16 protein-coding genes are annotated in these 18,951 nt (G+C 67.9%); 6 read left to right on the forward strand and 10 right to left on the reverse strand.

The features are described 5' to 3' along the window. Positions 1-144: 144 nt before the first annotated feature. From G539_RS0118505 to G539_RS0118515, 3 genes are all read right to left on the reverse strand, one after another. Positions 145-1,887 (reverse strand): SulP family inorganic anion transporter, encoded by a 1,743-nt coding sequence (locus G539_RS0118505; RefSeq protein WP_029076523.1) that lies wholly within the window; start codon positions 1,885-1,887, stop codon positions 145-147. A gap of 63 nt (positions 1,888-1,950) precedes the next feature. Continuing rightward, positions 1,951-2,871, reverse strand: a complete 921-nt coding sequence (locus tag G539_RS0118510; protein WP_035831579.1) for an MBL fold metallo-hydrolase — start codon at positions 2,869-2,871, stop codon at positions 1,951-1,953. Between the two features lie 18 nt (positions 2,872-2,889). Next, positions 2,890-4,371 carry an aminotransferase class V-fold PLP-dependent enzyme gene (locus G539_RS0118515; protein WP_029076525.1) on the reverse strand — a complete coding sequence of 494 codons (1,482 nt, stop codon included), beginning with the start codon at positions 4,369-4,371 and terminating at the stop codon, positions 2,890-2,892. 146 nt (positions 4,372-4,517) lie between these two features. On the opposite strand from G539_RS0118515, the gene G539_RS0118520 reads away from it, so the two are divergent. Continuing rightward, on the forward strand, positions 4,518-4,994 hold the full coding sequence (locus tag G539_RS0118520; protein WP_029076526.1) for an Lrp/AsnC family transcriptional regulator: 477 nt from the start codon (positions 4,518-4,520) through the stop codon (positions 4,992-4,994). 76 nt (positions 4,995-5,070) lie between these two features. After that, positions 5,071-6,780, forward strand: coding sequence for a GMC family oxidoreductase (locus G539_RS0118525; protein WP_029076527.1), 1,710 nt, complete (start codon positions 5,071-5,073; stop codon positions 6,778-6,780). 130 nt (positions 6,781-6,910) lie between these two features. On the opposite strand, the gene G539_RS0118530 is transcribed toward G539_RS0118525, so the two are convergent. The 5 genes from G539_RS0118530 to G539_RS25410 form a co-directional block, all read right to left on the reverse strand. After that, entirely contained in the window at positions 6,911-7,615 is a 705-nt protein-coding gene (locus G539_RS0118530; protein ID WP_029076528.1) for an ABC transporter ATP-binding protein, read from the reverse strand. Then, positions 7,605-8,453: an ABC transporter ATP-binding protein gene (locus G539_RS25400; protein WP_156912034.1), complete on the reverse strand. Its 849-nt coding sequence runs from the start codon at positions 8,451-8,453 to the stop codon at positions 7,605-7,607. Before G539_RS25400 ends, G539_RS0118530 begins: the two co-directional genes overlap by 11 nt. Next, positions 8,450-10,177: a branched-chain amino acid ABC transporter permease gene (locus tag G539_RS26370; RefSeq protein ID WP_051231629.1), complete on the reverse strand. Its 1,728-nt coding sequence runs from the start codon at positions 10,175-10,177 to the stop codon at positions 8,450-8,452. Before G539_RS26370 ends, G539_RS25400 begins: the two co-directional genes overlap by 4 nt. Then, positions 10,174-11,232: a branched-chain amino acid ABC transporter permease gene (locus G539_RS0118545; protein ID WP_051231631.1), complete on the reverse strand. Its 1,059-nt coding sequence runs from the start codon at positions 11,230-11,232 to the stop codon at positions 10,174-10,176. Before G539_RS0118545 ends, G539_RS26370 begins: the two co-directional genes overlap by 4 nt. Before the next feature lie 91 nt (positions 11,233-11,323). Then, positions 11,324-12,505 carry a branched-chain amino acid ABC transporter substrate-binding protein gene (locus G539_RS25410; RefSeq protein WP_051231633.1) on the reverse strand — a complete coding sequence of 394 codons (1,182 nt, stop codon included), beginning with the start codon at positions 12,503-12,505 and terminating at the stop codon, positions 11,324-11,326. A gap of 374 nt (positions 12,506-12,879) precedes the next feature. On the opposite strand from G539_RS25410, the gene G539_RS25415 reads away from it, so the two are divergent. After that, complete coding sequence (locus tag G539_RS25415) at positions 12,880-13,488, forward strand: helix-turn-helix domain-containing protein (RefSeq protein WP_051231635.1); 609 nt, start codon at positions 12,880-12,882, stop codon at positions 13,486-13,488. 19 nt (positions 13,489-13,507) lie between these two features. Here G539_RS25415 and G539_RS0118560 read toward each other — a convergent pair whose 3' ends face one another. Continuing rightward, positions 13,508-14,770 carry an NAD(P)/FAD-dependent oxidoreductase gene (locus G539_RS0118560; RefSeq protein WP_029076530.1) on the reverse strand — a complete coding sequence of 421 codons (1,263 nt, stop codon included), beginning with the start codon at positions 14,768-14,770 and terminating at the stop codon, positions 13,508-13,510. Continuing rightward, positions 14,757-16,193 carry an NAD-dependent succinate-semialdehyde dehydrogenase gene (locus tag G539_RS0118565; protein WP_029076531.1) on the reverse strand — a complete coding sequence of 479 codons (1,437 nt, stop codon included), beginning with the start codon at positions 16,191-16,193 and terminating at the stop codon, positions 14,757-14,759. Before G539_RS0118565 ends, G539_RS0118560 begins: the two co-directional genes overlap by 14 nt. 124 nt (positions 16,194-16,317) lie before the next feature. Between G539_RS0118565 and G539_RS0118570 the strand changes: the two genes are divergently transcribed. The 3 genes from G539_RS0118570 to G539_RS0118580 all read left to right on the forward strand — a co-directional run bounded on the left by G539_RS0118570 (position 16,318) and on the right by G539_RS0118580 (position 18,749). Continuing rightward, complete coding sequence (locus G539_RS0118570; RefSeq protein ID WP_029076532.1) at positions 16,318-17,055, forward strand: aspartate/glutamate racemase family protein; 738 nt, start codon at positions 16,318-16,320, stop codon at positions 17,053-17,055. Positions 17,056-17,058: 3 nt separating this feature from the next. After that, the gene (locus G539_RS0118575; RefSeq protein ID WP_084640067.1) at positions 17,059-17,547 is read left to right on the forward strand and encodes an Lrp/AsnC family transcriptional regulator; all 489 of its coding nucleotides are present in this window, start codon (positions 17,059-17,061) and stop codon (positions 17,545-17,547) included. A gap of 122 nt (positions 17,548-17,669) precedes the next feature. Then, on the forward strand, positions 17,670-18,749 hold the full coding sequence (locus G539_RS0118580; protein ID WP_029076534.1) for a saccharopine dehydrogenase family protein: 1,080 nt from the start codon (positions 17,670-17,672) through the stop codon (positions 18,747-18,749). Positions 18,750-18,951: the final 202 nt, after the last annotated feature.

The raw sequence follows: 18,951 nt of genomic DNA on the forward strand, positions 1-18,951 counted from the left end.
GCCCCGGCCGCGCCCGCTTGGCCATGTCCGACACGCCCCCCGACCGGCCGATCGGATGCCCCAGACCAAGGTTGTCACCATCCTTTTTTCGCCTTCCCGACCGGATGGAGGCGACCAGCGGAGTCAAGACCGCCCTTGCCACCCCTATTCGGCGGCGACTTGTGACGTGGCGACGGCGGGCGTGGTGAGCGCGCGAACCGCCTCCATCTGGCTGAGGAACACCCGTCCCGTCAGCTTCGACAGGAAGTCGGACCGCTGCAGGCGGTCCATCACCGGCCCCTTCACCTCGGAAAGATGCAGGCTGACGCCGGCCTCGCCGAGCCGGCGGTTGATCTCGTCGAGCGTCTCCAGTGCGCTCGAATCGATCGAGTTGACCGCCGGGCACATCAGCACGAGGTGGCGCACGGCCGGGCGTTCCGCCACCATCCTGAGGATCGTGTCCTCGAGATAGTGGCAATTGCCGAAATAGAGGCTCTCGTCGATGCGCAGCCCCAGCACGCTCGCGTCGGTGATCACCTGGTGGCGGGCCACGTTGCGGAAATGCTCGGTGCCCGGCATCTGGCCGACGATCGCCATGTGCGGCCGGCTGGTGCGCTGGAGATGCAGCGCGAGCGAGACGACGACACCGGCGACGACGCCGATCTCGACGCCCCAGATCCACGTCACCAGGATGGTGGCGCAGATGGCGATGAAGTCGGGCCGCGAATAGGCGTAGACGCGGCGGATCGCGGCGATGTCGACCAGCGACAGCACGGCGATGATGATCGTGGCGGCGAGCGTCGCCTGCGGCAGATGCGCGAGAAAAGGCGTCAGGAACAGCGTCACCAGCGCGATGCCGATCGCCGTGTAGAAGCCGGCGGCGGGCGTCTCGGCGCCGGCGTCGAAATTCACCACCGAGCGGGCGAAGCCGCCCGTGACGGGATAGCCGGAGGAGAGCCCCGAGGCGAGGTTGGCGACGCCGAGGCCGATCAGCTCCTGGTTCGGCACGATCCGCTGCCGGCGCTTGGCGGCGAGCGTCTGGGCGATCGAGATGGATTCGACGAAGCCGACGACGCTCAGAAGCAGCGCCGGGCCGGCAAGCGTCGTCAGCGTGGCGAGCGACAGGTCGGGCAGCGCCAGCGGCGGCAGGCCCTGCGGGATGGCGCCGACGAGCGGCACGCCGCGCGCGCCGAGATCGAAGACGACAGCGACGACAATGGTGACGACGATCGCCGCGATCGGGCCGAGCCGGACGAGAAGCTCCGCCAGCGACCGGCCGAGACCGAGCCGGAGCAACAGACCCTTGAGGCGCGACCGCACGAACAGCAGGAAGGCGACCGTACCGACGCCGACGGCGAGCGCATACGGATTGACGCCATGGCGCGCGTGATAGAGGCCCGCGAGCATATCCGGCAGCGTGTTGCCGCCGGCCTGGACGCCGAGAATATGCTTCAGCTGGCTGACCGCGATCAGGATGCCGGACGCGGTGATGAAGCCGGAGATCACCGGCCGGCTCAGCAGGCCGGCGAGGAAGCCGAGGCGGAACACGCCCATCAGCACCAGCATCAGCCCGGAGAGGAAGGCGAGCGCCGCCGCCATCGCGACGAATTCGGGCGAGCCGGGCTCCGCGATCTGGCTGATCGCCGCCGCCGTCATCAGCGAGATGACGGCGACCGGCCCGACCGCGAGCGTGCGGCTGGTGCCGAACAGCATGTAGGCGACGAGCGGCAGCATCGACGCGTAGAGGCCGATCTGCGGCGGCAGGCCGGCGAGCATCGCATAGGCAAGCGACTGCGGCACCAGCATGACGGTGACGATCACTGCCGCGATCAGGTCGTTGGTCAGCGTGGCGCGGTCATAGCGGCGCCCCCATTCGAGAATGGGGAGAGTGCGTCGGAGGAGACTCACCGGATGGGGCTCTGCTGGCTGGAGGGTTCAGTCAAACGCACGTGCACATTCAAGGACAGGCCGTCACCACGCGACGCCGTCGAAGGCGTCGATCGGGATCTTCAGGTAGCGCCGCCCGTTGGCCTCCGGCTCGGGCAGCCGCCCGCCATTGGTGTTGATCTGCAGCGCATGCAGGATCAGCTTCGGCATCGGCAAGGTCGCGTCGCGCGCCTGCCGCAGCGCCACGAACTCCGCCTCGCTGCGGCCGCTGCCGACATGCGTGTTTCTGGCCTTCTGCTCGGCCACCGTACTCTCATAGGCGAGCGGCCGACCGCCGGGCTGGTAGTCGTGGCCGGTGAAGAGCCGGGTCTCGTCCGGCAATGCCAGGATCGCCTGGATCGAACGCCAGAGATCGGCAGCCGAGCCGCCGGGAAAATCCGCCCGCGCCGTGCCGCTGTCGGGCATGAACAGCGTATCGTGCACGAAGGCCGCGTCGCCGATCACATAGGTGATCGAGGCCAGCGTGTGGCCGGGCGAAAACATCACCCGCGCCTCGAGCTCGCCGATCCGAAAGCGATCGCCATCGGCGAATAGCCGGTCCCAGGGACGCCCGTCGGCGGGACGGTCGGGCCAGTTGTAGATGCCGTTCCAGAGCTTCTGGACGCCACGCACCTTCTCGCCGATCGCGGTCGGCGCACCGGTCTTCGCCTTCAGATAGGCGGCGGCGGAGAAATGGTCGGCATGCGGATGGGTGTCGAGGATCCAGTCGAGCGTCAGGCGCTCGGCGGCGATGAAGGCGAGCAGTTGGTCGGCATGCGTCGTCGCCACCGAGCCCGACTTCTCGTCATAGTCGAGCACCGGGTCGATGATGGCGCAGCGCCGCGTCGCCGGATCGGCGACGACATACTGGATCGAGAAGGTGCGCGGATCGAAGAAACCGGTCACGACCGGCTTCCGGATGGCGGCGGTCTCCGCTCGCGGTTCCGACAAGGTGTCCCGAGACATGGGCAGCCCCCTTCCCGCTCAGGCCGCGCGACCGGCGGCGGGGCGGAATTTCGCCGTCGCCACATCCGCCTGATAGGCCGAGGCCGCCGAGGGATCGCGGGCCAGCGCATCGACGGCCCGGATCAGGAAATCCGCCTTCGCATCGTCCATCAGGAAGCTGAAGTTGAGCCGGACCCAGCCGGGCTTCTCGATCTCCTGGCCGGCGCCGAGGCTGGCGCGGATCGCGTTGGAGGCGTCCTCGTCGATGCCGAGCAGCCGGTGCGCATAGGGCCCGGCGCAGGCGCAGCCGCCGCGGGCCTGGACGCCGAAGCAATCGCTCAGCATGCGGGTGAAGAGCTGGTGATGCACGTATCCACCCTCGCCATTGAGGATCCGCATCGAGAATATCGGCAGCCGCGGCCCCTTGTCGACGCCGAGCAGCATCAGGCGTGGATTGTCGCGCCAGACCGCGAGCGCCCGGGCATTGAGCTCGTCATGACGACGATCGATGAAGTCCTGCCCGACGGCTTCCTTGACCAGGAAGGCGAGCGCCGCGCGGATGTCGCCGACGACGTTCGGCGTGCCGCCCTCCTCGCGCGCGGCGAGGTCCTTCGAATAGTCGTGCCCCCAGGGCGAGACGAAGGAGACGGTGCCGCCGCCCGGCCAGCTCGGCGCGGTCCGCGCCACGGCGGCCTTGCGCACGACCAGCAGGCCCGAGGCGCCGGGGCCGCCAGCGAACTTGTGCGGCGAGAGGACGATCGCGTCCTTCGCCATCGCCGTGCCGGACTGCATGTCCATGGCGAGATAGGGGCCGCCGCCGGCATAGTCCCAGACGGCGAGCGCGCCGTGGCGCTTCAGGATCGCGGTGACGGCGTCGGTGTCGGTGGTGATGCCGGTGACGTTGGAGGCGGCCGAGAAGGCGCCGACCCGGAGCGTCCTGCCGGCCGTCCGCGCCAGCACGTCTTCCAGCTCGACCAGGTCGGGACCGCCCTCGGCGGCCTCGCCGATCTCGATCACCTCGGCGCCGCTCTCGCGCCAGGGCAGGATGTTCGAATGATGCTCATAGGGGCCAACGAGGACGAGCGGGGTCTCGCCGCGCTGCGCCGCCTCGGCAACGCCGAGCAGCGACACCAGCCGGTTGATGCCGGCAGTGGCGCCCGAGCCGGTGAAGATCACCGCGCAGTCGTCGCCGGCGCCGACGAGCCGGCCGATGATGGCGCGCGCCTCGCGGCGCATCCGCGTCATCGCCGAGCCGCAATAGGACGCCTCGGTGTGGCTGTTGGCGTAGAAGGGCAGGATCTCATCCATGACGAAATCCTCGACCTGGCGCAGCGCCCGGCCCGAGGCGACGTAATCGGCATAGAGCAGCGGCTTCGGCCCGAACGGCCCCTCGATCGGCTTGCCCTCGCCGATCAGGCCGGCGCGGAGTTCCCGCACGATGTCGGGTCCGCCCAGGCTGGCGCGAAAACGCTGCAGCGGCGTGACGTTGACGGTTTCGATCGTGTCGCGGACGGCATCCATGCCCATGCGCCTCTCAACGGGATTGTCGCGCCCATCGATGGTTCGTCCGGGCGGTCATGATGCCGGGCATCCTTCCACCTTCAAATCGCGAAAATCATACCAATCTCATTGACGCAGGAGTCCATATCGGTTCATTTGATCCAATCATGGCGCCAAAATTCGATCATATGGACTTGCGCATCCTGCGCGCCCTGCAGAACGATTCCTCGCTTTCCCAGCGCGAGCTGGCGGAGACGGTCAACCTGTCGCAGAACGCCTGCTGGCGGCGGCTGCAGGCGATCCGCGAGAGCGGCGTCATCAAGGGCTATTCGATCCGGCTGAACCGCGCCGTGATCGACATGAACGTCGTCGTCTTCGTGATGATCCGCACCCGCCACCATTCCAAGGCCTGGCTGGAAACCTTCCGCCAGCATGTGCAGGCGATGCCCGAAGTGGTGGATTTCTACCGGATCGGCGGCGACTACGACTACATGCTGAAGATCGTCACGCATGACCTCGCCAGCTATGACCGCTTCTACCAGCGGCTGATCGAGAAGGTGGAGCTCGACACCGTCACCTCCTATTTTGCCATGGAGGCGATCGCCGAGCAGCGGCCCTACCCCCTGCGCGACGGCGGCGGATAACGATCGCGTTGACGATCTCCTATAGTGGAATTAAGACCGAGAGAGTTGATTTCCCCCACTCGATCTCGGAAGCGCGATGTTCTTCGACCATATCATCGTCGGCGGTGGCTCCGCCGGTTGCGTGCTCGCCAACCGGCTTTCCGCCGATCCGAAGCGTCGCGTCCTGCTGATCGAAGCCGGGCCGGACACGCCGCCGGAGGCGGTGCCGCAGGCCATCTATGGCGACGCGTTCCTGCCGGACTATTTCCAGCCCAACCGCTACTGGACCGAGCTCACCGCCTATACCGACCCGATCGGCAACCGTTCGCCGAAGGAGCTGAAGGCGGAGACGACGGCGCGCCGCTACGAGCAGGCCCGCGTCATGGGCGGCGGCTCCTCGGTCAACGGCCAGGTCTACATCCGAGGTCTCGCCGCCGATTATGACGAATGGCAGCAGATGGGCGCCGCCGGCTGGTCCTGGCAGGACTGCCTGCCCTATTTCAAGAAGATCGAGAAGGACCTCGATTTCCAGACGCCGCTGAGCGGCACGGACGGCCGCATCCCGATCCGCCGTACCTTCCCGGAATTCTGGAGCCCGTTCGCGCACGCCTTCCGCGACGCCGTCGGCGAGGTCGGCATTCCCTATATCGACGACAGCCACCAGCAGACCGGCGACGCCTGCTTCCCGTTCGGCCGCAACAACGCCTACAACCACCGCGTCTCGTCGGCGGCCGGCTATCTCGACCAGTCGACCCGCCGCCGCCCGAACCTCGAGATCCGGGGCGATACGGTCCTGCAGGGCCTCACCTTCGCCGGCAAGCGCGTCACCGGCGTGACCGTCCGGCGCGGCGGCAAGACCGAGACGATCGAGGGCGGCGAGATCATCATCTCGACTGGCGCGCTGCATTCGCCGGCAGTGCTGATGCGCGCCGGCATCGGCCGCGGCGAGCACCTGGCCGAGCACGGCATCGCGGTTGTCGCCGACCGCCGCGGCGTCGGCGAGAACCTGCTCGACCACCCGCTGATCGGCTTCGGCGTGCACCTGAAGCCGGAAGGCCAGCTGTCGCGGCAGACCAAGAACGGCTTCCTGATGCACATGCGCTGGAGCTCCGGCCATCCGCAGTCATCGCCGGTCGACATGAAGCTGACCGTCTCCGGCCGCTTCTCCGCCACCCGCCTCGGCGAGCGCCTCGGCACCGTCAATTTCGGGCCCAACAAGGCCTATTCGAAGGGCATCATCCGCCTGAACGACGCGGCGGCCGAATCCGAGCCCTTCGTCGCCTTCAACTACCTCTCCGACAGCCGCGACCTCGAGCGCTTCGTCTCCACGGCGCGGCAGGTGGCCGGCTTCCTGTCGCGCGCGCCGGTCTCCAACTATGTCAACGCGTTCTGGCCGGGCATCTACGCCGCCTCGCTGCGCAACCTCTCGGCGCCGACCGCGCTCAACAAGGTCATCACCAACCTCGCCGCCGGCCTGCTCGACCTCGGCGGCCCGGCCCGCCAGCTGGTGCTCGGCGCCGCCGTCGACAAGCGTTTTCCCCTCGACAAGACGCTCGCCGACGACAAGGTGATGGAAGAATGGATCCGCGCCGGCGTGCAGGGCGACTGGCACCCCTGCGGCACCAACAAGATGGGCCGCGCCGACGACCCGCTGGCCGTCGTGGACGCGCATGGCTCGGTCTATGGCGTGGAAGGACTGCGCGTCGTCGACGCCTCGATCATGCCGTCGATCCCGTCCGCCAACATCAACGCGACGGCGATGATGATCGGCGAGAAGATCGCCGACGACATCCTCGCCGGCCGCTAGATCAAAATCCATCTGCCTTGAAGCTGGGCTTCCCTCATCTCTCCCGCCGGGAGAGGTGAGAGGTAGCTTCCGCCAATATGGATCCTGCTGAGACGACAGCGCCGGACGGTCTCCGTCCGGCGCGTTTCGATCATCCGAGATAGATCGCGATCACCCGCTCGTCGCGGGCGAGCGCCGGACCGGCGCCGTCGAGCACGATCTCGCCATGCTCCATGACATAGGCGTGGTCGGCGATCTCCAGCGCCATCAGCGCGTTCTGCTCAACCAGCAGCACGGTCGTGCCGGCCGCGTTGATCGACTGGATGGTCTCGAACACCTGCTCGACCACCAGCGGCGCCAGTCCCATCGACGGCTCGTCCATCAGAAGCACGCGCGGACGGGCCATCAGGCCGCGCGCCGTCGCCACCATCTGCTGCTCGCCGCCCGAGAGCGTGCCGGCGACCTGCCGCCGCCGCTCCTTCAGGCGCGGGAAGAGCTCGAACATGCGATCGCGGTCCTCGGCGATCGCCGCATGATCCTTCCGCGAGAACGCGCCCATCAGGAGGTTTTCCTCGACCGACAGGCGGCCGAAGATGCGCCGGCCCTCGGGCACCTGGACGATGCCGCGCCGGGTGATCTCGTGCGGCTTGAGCCGGCCGATCGACTGCCCTTCGAAACGGATCGCGCCGCCGCTGATCGGCAGCAACCCGCTGATCGCGTTCAGCGTCGAGCTCTTGCCGGCGCCGTTGGCGCCGACCAGGGCGACGAGGCTGCCCTCCGGAATCGCGATCGAAACGCCGCGCACGGCGGTGATGTTGCCATAGGCGAGCGTCATGCCCTCGACTTCAAGAAGCATGCGCCCCACTCCCCTCACCCTGCGCCAGCTCCCGCTCGATCGTCTGCGCTGCCTGCTCGCTGCGCGCGCCGGAGCCGAGATAGGCCTTGATCACGGCCGGATCGCGCTGGACGTCGGCCGGCACGCCGTCGGCGATCTTGACGCCGTGGTCGAGCACGACGACCTGATCGGACAGTCCCATCACCATCTTGATCTGGTGCTCGATGAGCAGGATCGTGATGCCGAGCTCGTCCCTGAGCCGGCGAATGAAATCCGCCATCTCGGTCGTCTCGCTCGGATTCATGCCGGCGACCGGCTCGTCCAGCAGCAGCAGCCTGGGTCGTGTCGCGAGCGCGCGCGCCACTTCCAGCCGACGCTGCGCGCCATAGGACAGGTGGTCCGCGACCATCTCGCCCTGGCCGCCCAGCCCGACGAAGGCGAGCAGCCGTTTCGCCTCGGCGATCGCCTCGCGCTCGCTGTCGCGCGTCGTGCGCGTGTTGAGGATCGAGCCCCACCAGCTCGACCGCTTCAGATGCATGTGCATGCCGACCAGCACGTTCTCGCGCGCCGTCATCTTCTTGAACAGGCGGATGGTCTGGTAGGTGCGGCTGATGCCGGAAGCCGCCACCATGTCCGGCAGCAGGCCGTCGATGCGCTCGCCGGCGAAATAGACGGCGCCCGAGCTCGGCGTGATCAGCTGTGTCAGGCAATTGAAGGCCGTCGTCTTGCCGGCGCCGTTCGGCCCAATGACGCTGCAGATCGTGTTGGCCCGAACCTCGAGGTCGAGTGACTTGATCGCCACCAGGCCGCCGAAGCGCTTGCCCATGCCGTCGGCGCGGAGAAGGATGTCGCCGCTCATGCCCGGTTGGCTCCGAGCGCGGTGCCCTCGCCTTCCGGCTCGACGAGCACCGGCGCGCGCCGACTGCGGCGGGCGGGCCATAGACCGTCCGGCATCAGCCGCATCGTCAGGATCAGCGCCACTCCGTAGAACAGATAGCGGAACTCGCCGAACTCGCGCAGCGCCTCCGGCAGGCCGATCAGCACCAGCGCGCCGAGCGCCACGCCGGGCAGGCTGCCGAGGCCGCCGACGACGATCAGCGCGAGAACGTTGATCGACATCAGGAGCTGGAAGCTCGACGGGAAGACCGAGTTGACCATCACGGCGAAGATCGAGCCGGCGAGCCCGGCGAAGGCCGCGCCAAAGGCGTAGGCGAGCAGCTTGCACTGGACGAGATTGATGCCCATCGCCTGCGCGACGTCCTCGTCTTCGCGCAGCGCGATCCAGGCGCGCCCGAGCCGCGAGCGCTCCAGCCGCCAGGCGCAATAGGCGGCGAAGCCGGCCGCGACCAGCGTCAGGTAGAACAGCGAGACCGGGCCGCTGAACTCGAAGCCGCCGAGCGTCGGCTTCGGGATCTGCAGGATGCCCTGCGCGCCGCCGAGTACCGGCGCGGCGGCATCCGACAGCACAACGATGCGCACGATCTCGCCGAGGCCGAGGGTCGCGACCGCGAGATAGTCGCCGCGCACGCCCAGCACCGGCACGCCGAACAGGATGCCGACGGCGACCGCCGCCAGCACGGCGAGCGGCATGGCCGCCCAGAAGGAGAGCGACGGGATCATCGTGTAGCTGGCGAGCGCCAGCGGGCTGTCGGCGGTCAAGAGCGCCGTCACATAGGCGCCGGTGGCGAAGAAGGCGACGAAGCCGAGGTCGAGCAGGCCGGCGAGGCCAAGCTCGAGATTGAGCCCCATGCCCATCAACACATAGAGGCCGACAAGCAGGAAGACCTGCGCGACATAGGGGCCACCCGCGAGCGGCACCAGGATGAGGGCGACGAGGAGGACGAGCGCCGGCGCGAACCGCGCGACGCCGGTACGCGGCGCGGCGGCCCTGCCGCGCGCGACACGCGGAATGGCGGCGAGGACCAGCGCGATCGCGAAGACCGTCAGCGCGCCGCGCGGGCTGAGCCCGTCCCAGCCATAGAACCAGGACGCGACGCTGCGGAACACCGGGTTGCTCTGCAGGATGACCTTGATGAAGTCCTGGAAGACGCCGGCGACCAGCACCGTCGTCACGGCCGGCAGGATCAGCCGCCGCAAGCTGCGCGGCGCCCGCTGCAGCAGGCCGCCAGCCAGCGCCAGCACCATCGCAGCGGCGACGAACAGGCCCGCGCCGCCGAGCGATTTCACCTGGCCGAAGGAGATCAGCCGCGCCAGCGGCGGCGTCAGCGCGATGAAGATCGAGCGCAGATTGACGGCGAGGATCAAATTGGCGAAGGCGAGCACCACGAGCGCCGCGACCAATCCGGCGAGCGGGCTCGTCCAGAGCGCCGGCTGCGCGCCATGACGCGCCCGGCGCTGCGCCAGCACGCCGGCCACCAGGGCAATACCACCCAGCGCGACCTGCGCCAGCGTCACCATGCCGGCGACGACGGGTCGGTCGTTCATCATCAGCAGCAGGCCGACCGCGCCGAGATAGGCGGCGACCAGCGCGCCGCCAAGCCCGGCGCCGACGCCGCGACGGAAGTCCGAAGTCCAGGACGCGACGGTCTCGCCCGCCGCGCTGCGCTCCACCAGCGTGCTCATGCGCGCCTCTTCGCCATGGCTTCGCCGAACAGGCCCTGCGGCCGGAAGATCAGCACCATCAGCAGCACCAGGAAACCGATCACGTCGCGCAGCTGGTACGGCGCCGGAATGCCGAGCCCGTCGAGGAACAGCGCCGGCCCCATCGCCTCGATCAGCCCGAGGAACATGCCGCCGATCATCGCGCCGGGGATGCTGCCGATGCCGCCCAGCACCGCCGCGCCGAACGCCTTGATGCCCGGCGCAAAGCCCATGAAGAAATGCACCTGCTGGTAGATCAGCGCGTAGCAGACGCTGGCGACGCCGGCCATCGCGCCGCCGAGCGTGAAGGCGAAGACGATGACCCGGTCGACGTCGACGCCCATCAGCGAGGCGGCGTTCTTGTCTTCCGACACCGCGCGCATCGCCATGCCCATGCGGGTGCGGTGGACGATCCAATAGAGGCCGACCATGGCGACGATGGCGCAGCCCATGACGAAAAGGTTCACCACCGGCACGCGGACGCCGCCAAATTCGAGCACGACGTCGTGCCAGGAGAGCGTCGGATAGGACTTCACGCCGGAACCGAACATGCCGCGCACGGTCTGCTGCAGCACGAAGGAGACGCCGATGGCGCAGATCAGCGGCGCCTGGCCGAGGCTGTGGCGGAACGGCCGGTAGGCGTAGCGCTCGGTCAATAGCGCGATGGTGATGCAGGCCAGCATCGCGACAGCGAAGACGGCCAGCATGGCAAAGCCGGGATGGCTTTCGAAATAGCCGTTCCGCGCCATGGACGAGGCCATGAAATAGCCGGCGAAGGCGCCGGTCATGGTGATGTCGCCATGCGCGAAATTGATCATGCGCAGGACGCCGTAGACCATGGTGTAGCCGAGCGCGATCAGGGCGTAGACGCTGCCGAGCGTCAGTCCGAACATCGCGAAATCGAACCATTGCGACAGCGAATAGCGCCCGGTGAACAGCGTCGCCACCACGCCGATCAGGGCGATTGCCGCGACGATGACGCGGAGCCCCCACATGAACACGTCGATGCCATTGACGCGTCTGCGGGCGCGCGGCATTGGTCGCCCCGCCGAAAGTCCAGTTTCGCTCATTCGATGTCCAACGGCTCAGAGCGAGGGCGACTGAAGGCGCCGCCCCCGCATCCCTGGATCAGGGATAGATCTTCTTCGGGTTCGTGCCGATTGCGAAGCTGGCACGGTCGGCGTTCTCGTAGCGATAGATCGCCGGCTTGAAGTTCGAGCACTGGCCATTCGCGTCGCAGGCGATCGGACCGCTCATGCCGTCGAACTGGACCGCGAACAGCGCATCGCGCAGCGCCGCCTTGTCGATGACGAGCGCGCCATCCGGCTCCTGCTTGGCCGCCTTCTCCAGCGCCAGCTTCAGCATGGTCATCCCGTCATAGGCGTTGGCGACGAAGCCGGAGGTCGGCGCCTCGCCATATTCGTCCTGATAGGCCTGGAGCAGGCGCGGATAGTCCTGGCCCTGCGCTTCCGGCGTCACGTCCGGGAAGGCGCCGTAGAAACCGACCACCGCGTCGCCGGCCGCATCCATGATGTCGGGCGTCATGATGCCGCCGCCGCCGATGAAGGGCACGTTCTCCAGGCCCTGCGTCTGCTTGGCCTGCTTCAGGATCTGCGCCGTCGCCGGCACGAAGATCGGCACATAGACCGCATCGGGCTTCTCGCTGGCGATCTTGGCGAGCACCGGGCGCATGTCGACGTCGGTCGGCGCGACGGCCTCCTGCGACGCGACCTTGCCGCCGAGACCGGTGAAGGTCTTCGCCATCTCGCTGGTCAGCTGCTGCGTGTAGGGGCTGCCGTCGTGAATGGTGACGATGTTCTTGGCCTTCAGCGCCTCGAACACCCATTTGGCATCGGCCGGTCCCTGGTCGGCATCGCTGAACACGACGCGCAGGAAGCCGTCATAGTCCGGCTTGCGATCAGCCGCGGTCAGCGACGGCGAGGTCGCGGAGGTGCCGATCGAGACGAGGCCCGACTTCCAGAGGATGGGCGCGGCGGCGGTGGCCTCGCTCGAACAGGACGGGCCGAGCACGGCGACGATCGCCGGATTGGCCGCGAGCTTGGTCGCCGCGGTCTGGCCGCCTTCGGCGCTGCACTGGCTGTCTTCGGCGAGGAAGCGGATCGGATGGCCGAGGATCTCGCCGCCGAAATCCTTGATGGCGAGCTCGACGCCACGCCTCTGGTCATTGCCGAGCGCCGCGTCGCCGCCCGAGAGCACCCAGTAGCCGCCGACGACGATCGGCGCGCCGGGCTCGACCCGGATTTCATTGGATTGCGCGACGGCTGCACCCGTGCTCAGGAGCCCCGACAACACGGCTCCCAAGGCAGCATTTCGCGCCCGAACAGACACATCCATGACAAAACCTCCCCGCGCCGGGACGCGCCGCTCCCGGATACAGACCAAAAATCGAATTTTCGCGTTAAATGCCTGCGACAGCCGACGATCTGGATTGAATAATACTTCGTCACGTCCGAATGAAACGGACGATCTGTACTATTTCATTGCCCAGCGAATTTTTTCGGCTATGATATCGATAGACATTATTCCCCTATATTTTGGGAAACCGTATTCCACGATAGGAGAAACGTCAATCGCATTTTGTCGCGAATGACACAGCGGCTTGCAATTGCCCCGCTCGCCGACGAAGCAAGGGAAGGTTGCAGCCGCCAATTCACGCAGGGCCCATGAACCAGACCAGCCAGGCAATTCCGGACACTACCTCCGGCACCGAGCCGTCCCGCGTCCTCGCCGCCCGCATCCGCGCGCTCCGCGACGAGCGCGGCTGGACCCTCGACGTCACCAGCGAGCATACCGGCCTGTCGCGCTCGGCGCTGTCGAAGATCGAGCGGCACGAGATGTCACCGACCTTCAACGCGCTGAACAAGCTGGCCGCCGGCTTCGGCATCAGCATGATCCAGCTGATGGAAGGATCGGCGCCGGAGAAGTCCGACGACATCCTGTTCACGCCGCGCGGCGAAGGCGCGATCTACTCCACCTCGCTCTACGACATCCGCTTCCTGAAGGCGGCGCTCTATCCGAACTCGCCGCTGGTGGTGACCGAGTTCACGGTCGAGGCGGACGACATCAAGATGCTCGAGCGATGGGACCGGCACGAGGACGAGAATTTCGTCTACGTGCTCGACGGCCCCATGCTGTTCCACAGCGAGACCCGCGACGGCCCGATGCGGCTCGAGACCGGCGACAGCATCTGCTTCGACGCCCGCACCGGCCATGCCTTCACTTCCCCCTCCGGCCGCCCGGCACGCGCACTATCCGTCACGGTCCGCAACTGACGAAGCGCCGCCCGCAGGCTTAGAGGAAGCGGCGCGCGTCGAAGGGCGCGATCGGCAGGGTCTGCGGCTCGTTGCAGATCAGCCGCGCGACGATCTCGCCCGTCACCGGCCCGGTCGAAAGGCCGATATGGCCGTGACCGAAGGCGAAGACGACACGGTCGTGGCGCGGCGCGACGCCGATCACCGGCAGGCTGTCCGGCGTCGACGGCCGGTTGCCGAACCAGTTCTCGCCGACCTGCTCGCCGAGCGGCAGCATGCGCCGCGCGTTTTCGACGGCGAGCGCCAGCTGGCGGAAATCCGGCGCATCGTCGGGGTCGCAGAGCTCGACCCCGGTCAGCACGCGCACCGTGTCACCCATCGGCGCGACGACGACGCCGGCGCCGGTGTCGTTGACCGCACGGCCGAGCACCGCACCATCCCGGAGGCGGAAATGCGCGTGATGGCCCCGCTCCGAGGCGAGCGGAATGGCATAGCCGAGCGCCCGCGCCAGCTTGCCGCTCCAGGCGCCGGCGCTCAGCACCGCATGGCCGGCGCGGACCGTCCGTCCGCCGACCTGCAAAGCGACACCGCCCTCTTCCTGCCGCAGCCCCTGTGCCGTGCCGACGATCGCTACGCCGCCCCGGGCGCGGAACGCCGCCTCGAAACGGTTCACCACCTCGCCCGGCGTGATCACCGAGCCGGTCTGCGGGAACATCAGCCCATGCGGGAACATCCTGGAGAGCGATGGCTCGAGGTCATAGACCGCCTCACCGCTCAGGAGATCGGCCTTCACGCCATGCTCGGCGAGCAGCGCCCGCTCGAGCGCCGCGCCGGCGAGGCTCGCGTCGCTGCGATAGAGACGAAACCAGCCGTCGCGGCGGATCAGCGGCAGCGTGCCGGCGATGGCGCCGAGCGCCAGATGGCGATCGATCGAGGCGGCGACGAGCGGGTTGAGCGCCGCCGCCGCGTTCCGCACGCCGGCCTCGTTGGCGCGGCCGAGGAAGCGGCGATACCAGCCGATGAGGGTCGGGATCGAGGCATGGCGCAGGCGGACGCCGGGATCGGCGCCGCGCGCGTAGCGGACGAGGTTCATCCAGAGGCCCGGCCCCGCGATCGGCAGGATCGAACCACGGCTCAGGACGCCGGCATTACCATAGGACGCTCGCCTTAGCGGATCGCCGGGATCGACGATCGCGACGCTGCGACCGCGCGACTGCAGCTCAAGACCGGCCGAAAGGCCGACGATGCCGCCACCGATGATGACGACGTCGGCGTCCCGCCCGCCAGCGTCAGCCGGCGACATGGACGAACTTCTTGACCAGGTAGGGCTCCAGCCCTTCGGCGCCGCCCTCATGACCGACGCCGCTCTCCTTGATGCCGCCGAACGGCGTCTCGGGGAAGCTGACCGTGAAGGTGTTGACGCCGACGAGGCCGGCCTGGATGCCGTCGATCATGCGGCGCTGGCGCCGCGCGCTCTCGGTGAAGACGAAGGACGACAGGCCGACATTGCTGTCATTGGCGCGGGCGATCGCCTCTTCCTCGCTGTCGACCGGCGCGACGAGCGCCAACGGCCCGAATGGCTCGATGTGATAGGCGGCGGCCGCCGGATCGAGGTCGTGCAGGATCGTCGGCTGGAAGAAATTGCCGATATTGCCGATCCGCTCGCCGCCGACGATGCCGCCGCCGCGCTTGCGGGCATCGGCGACGAAGCCCTCCATCGCCGTGACCCGGCGGTCGTTCGCGAGCGGCCCCATCTGGGTGCCGTCGACGCGGCCGTCGCCGACGACCACCCGACCCGCCTTCTCCGAGAAGGCGCCGAGGAAGCGGTCATAGATGCCGCGCTGGACATAGAAGCGCGTCGCGCCGTTGCAGACCTGGCCGGCATTGCGGAACTTGCCGGCGGCCGCCAGCGTCGCGACCTGGTCGACGTCGATGTCGTCGAGGATGATGACCGGGGCGTGACCGCCGAGCTCCATCGTCGCGCGCTTGCCATGCCGGCCGGCGAGCGCCGCCAGCGACTGGCCGACCGAAACGGAGCCGGTGAACGAGACCTTGCGGATTTCCGGCGCCTGGATCAGCGCGTCCGAGATCTGCGCCGGCTCGCCATAGAGCACGTTGACGACGCCGGCCGGCAGGCCGGCCTCGCGCAGGCAGTCGATCGCGATCATCGTCGCGCCCGGCGTCTCCTCGGCCGGCTTCAGCACCACCGTGCAACCGGCGGCGAGCGCCGGCGCGACCTTGCGCAGGCCGTTGATGAGCGGGAAATTCCACGGCGCGAAGGCGGCCACCGGGCCGACCGGCTCGATCTCGACCAGCTGGCGATGGCCGGCGAAGCGCGAGGGGATGATGCGGCCATAGGCGCGGCGCGCCTCGTCGGCGAACCATTCGAGCGTCTCGGCCGAGGCGTCGACCTCGCCGCGCGCTTCGGCGAGCGGCTTGCCCTGCTCGGTGGTGATCGTCCAGGCGGCTTCCTCGCGCCGCTCGCGCAGCCTGGCAGCGGCGGCGCGCAGGATCGCCTGGCGCTGATGGCTCGAGGTCTTGCGCCAATCCGGATAGGCGGCGGCCGCCGCCTCGGCGGCGGCGCGGATATCGGCGTCGGTGGCGATCGGCAGCTCGGCGATCACCTTGCCCGCGGCGGGGTCGATGACGGATCGGGTCTTGCGCGCGTCGGCGCCGATGCGCGCTTCACCGATGACGAGGCAGAGCTCAGGATATACGTACGCCATGAAACCCTCTGGGATTGGACCGACCGCGGATGACACCGATAGGCGATTCTCCTATAGTGGATTCCTTCTTTTGAGGCGAGCCTCATTTTTCCGAGACACCGGGCAGGCATAAGGGAGTATTGGCGTGGGAATCTATCGTGTTCGTCCGGACGCCCAAAGCTATGGTCATGAAATCGGCATCCTACTGATCGCCTGCTCCAATCCATTTCCGCCCGGCGACGTCGGCAATGCCTGGAGCTACAACTATCCGGTCCTGTACGAGACGATCTATGACGTTACGATCGACAGCCTGATCAACGAGGGCGATCGCTCGATGGCGCCTTCCGTGGTCGCGGCGGCGAAAAAGCTCGAGGCGATGGGCGTCAAGGCGATCACCAGCGATTGCGGCTACATGCTCTACTTCCAGCAGGAAGTCGCCGCCGCGCTCAGCATCCCGGTGATGCTGTCGAGCCTGCTGCAGCTGCCCTTCATCGCGTCGACGCTGGCGCCGGATGCCTCGATCGGCGTCATCTGCGCCAACAAGGACAGGCTGACCCCGGAGCTGCTCTCCTTCGCCTATCCGAATCCGACCCGCGCGCTGCATGTCGCCGGCCTGCAGGACGCTCCGGCCTTCCGCTATGCGATCCTCGACGAGAAGGGCGCGCTCGATACCGAGGCGGTCGAGAAGGAGGTGGTCGACCGCGCCGTGCAGCTCGTCACCGAGCATCCGGAAATCGGTGCGATCCTGCTGGAATGCTCCAACCTTCCCCTCTACGCTCATGCCGTGCAAAAGGCGACGGGACGGCACGTGTTCGACTTCCTGACCATGATCGATTTCGTGCAGGGAGCGGGCCGGCGCCGGACCTATCAGGGAGGCTACTGACGCATGGGGATTCCCGGGGCCGGGCCAAAATCGCCGGGCGACGCGGCCAAGGAGGCGGCGCCGCTCGACGCGACCGATCGCAAGCTGGTCGCGTTGCTGCAGGAAAACGCCCGCGCCTCCGTCGCCGAACTGGCACGCAAGCTGAAGCTCGGCCGGACGACGGTGCATGACCGCATCGCCCGGCTCGAACGGAACGGCGTGATCCTCGGCTACACGCCGATCCTCGCCCGCACCCTGCGCAGCCAGGCCAGCCGGGCGATCGTCATGCTGAGCCTGGTCCAGCGCATGCAGCCGGCGGTGATGGACCGTCTCCGGATGCTGCCCGAGGTCCTCACCTGCCACACGGTGAGCGGCGATTTCGATCTCGCGCTGATGGTGGAGGCGCCACAGATGGACGATCTCGACGCCGTGCTCGACGAGATCATCAACATGCCCGGCGTCGAACGCTGCCGCAGCTCGATCATCATGACGACGAACTTCCACAAGGGTTGAGGCCGACGAAGCGTCGACGCGGCCCGACGATTCGTCGGAATGATGCCGGGGCGGCAGCGTTTCATCGCTGGCGACCGGCGAGTCCGGACAGGACAATCCCCTTGAACAAGGGGCACCCTGTCATGAAACAGATCACCGTCGTCGGAGCCGGCAAGATCGGCAGCACCATCGCCGCGATGCTGGCGGCAACCGGAGACTACACGGTCAGCCTGGTCGACCGCAGCGAGACGATCCTGAACGCCCTGCCGAAGCGGGCCGGCGTCACGCCCCGCAAGGCGGAGATTGGCGCCGACGGCGCCCTCGCCCCCCTGATCGCCGACAGCTTCGCGGTGCTGAGCGCGGTCCCCTTCCACATGACGACCTCCGTCGCGTCGGCCGCGGTGGCGAATGGGGTGCATTATCTCGACCTGACCGAGGATGTCGCCAGCACCCGCTTCGTCAAGAGCATGGCGGCGACGGCGCGCGCCGCGCTGATCCCGCAATGCGGGCTGGCGCCCGGCTTCATCTCGATCGTCGCGAACGACATCGCCAGCCAGTTCGACAGCCTCGACAGCATCCGCATGCGCGTCGGCGCGCTGCCGCAGTTTCCCTCGAACGGGCTTAACTACAGCCTGACCTGGAGCACGGACGGCGTCATCAACGAATATTGCGAGCCCTGCGAGGCGATCTCCGACGGCCAGCTCGTCTCCGTACCGCCGCTGGAGGAACGCGAGGAGTTCTCGCTCGACGGCGTGCTCTACGAAGCGTTCAACACGTCGGGCGGCCTCGGCACCCTTTGCGAGACACTCGCCGACAAGGTGCGGCGCCTGAACTACAAGACCGTGCGCTATCCCGGCCATGCGGCGATCATGAAACTTCTGCTGCATGACCTGCGCCTTCGCGCCCGGCGCGACCTCCTGAAGGACATTCTGGAGCAGGCCCTGCCGGTCACGCGCCAGGACGTCGTCGTCATCTTCGTCACCGTCAGCGGCATGAAGGGCGGGCGGCTGGTCGAGGAGATCTACGCCAAGAAGATCTACAACCGCACGGCGGATGGCATTGATTGCAGCGCCATCCAGCTCACCACGGCCTCGGCCGCCTGCGCCGTGCTCGATCTTCTCGCCGAGGGCCAACTGCCGCAGCAGGGGCTCATCAAGCAGGAAGCGATCCCGCTCGCGACCTTCCTGGAAAACCGCTTCGGGGCCGTGTACCGGCCCGCATGACCGCCGCACCAGGGGAGCAGGGACAGACGGCACAAGCCGCGGCCCTGCAGGACGCGCCCGCCGCCCCTCGCGGGGCGGCGGGGCCTCCCGGAGCGCTTTCGAGCGAAGCGGATACCGGTTCGCGTGAAGAAACCGCGATCGAACAAAGAGCCGGAACCGAGACGGCGCTCGCGGGTTGCCTTCCCGATGCAGCGCGCGTCAA

Source organism: Kaistia adipata DSM 17808, assembly GCF_000423225.1.
Classification (GTDB): domain Bacteria; phylum Pseudomonadota; class Alphaproteobacteria; order Rhizobiales; family Kaistiaceae; genus Kaistia; species Kaistia adipata.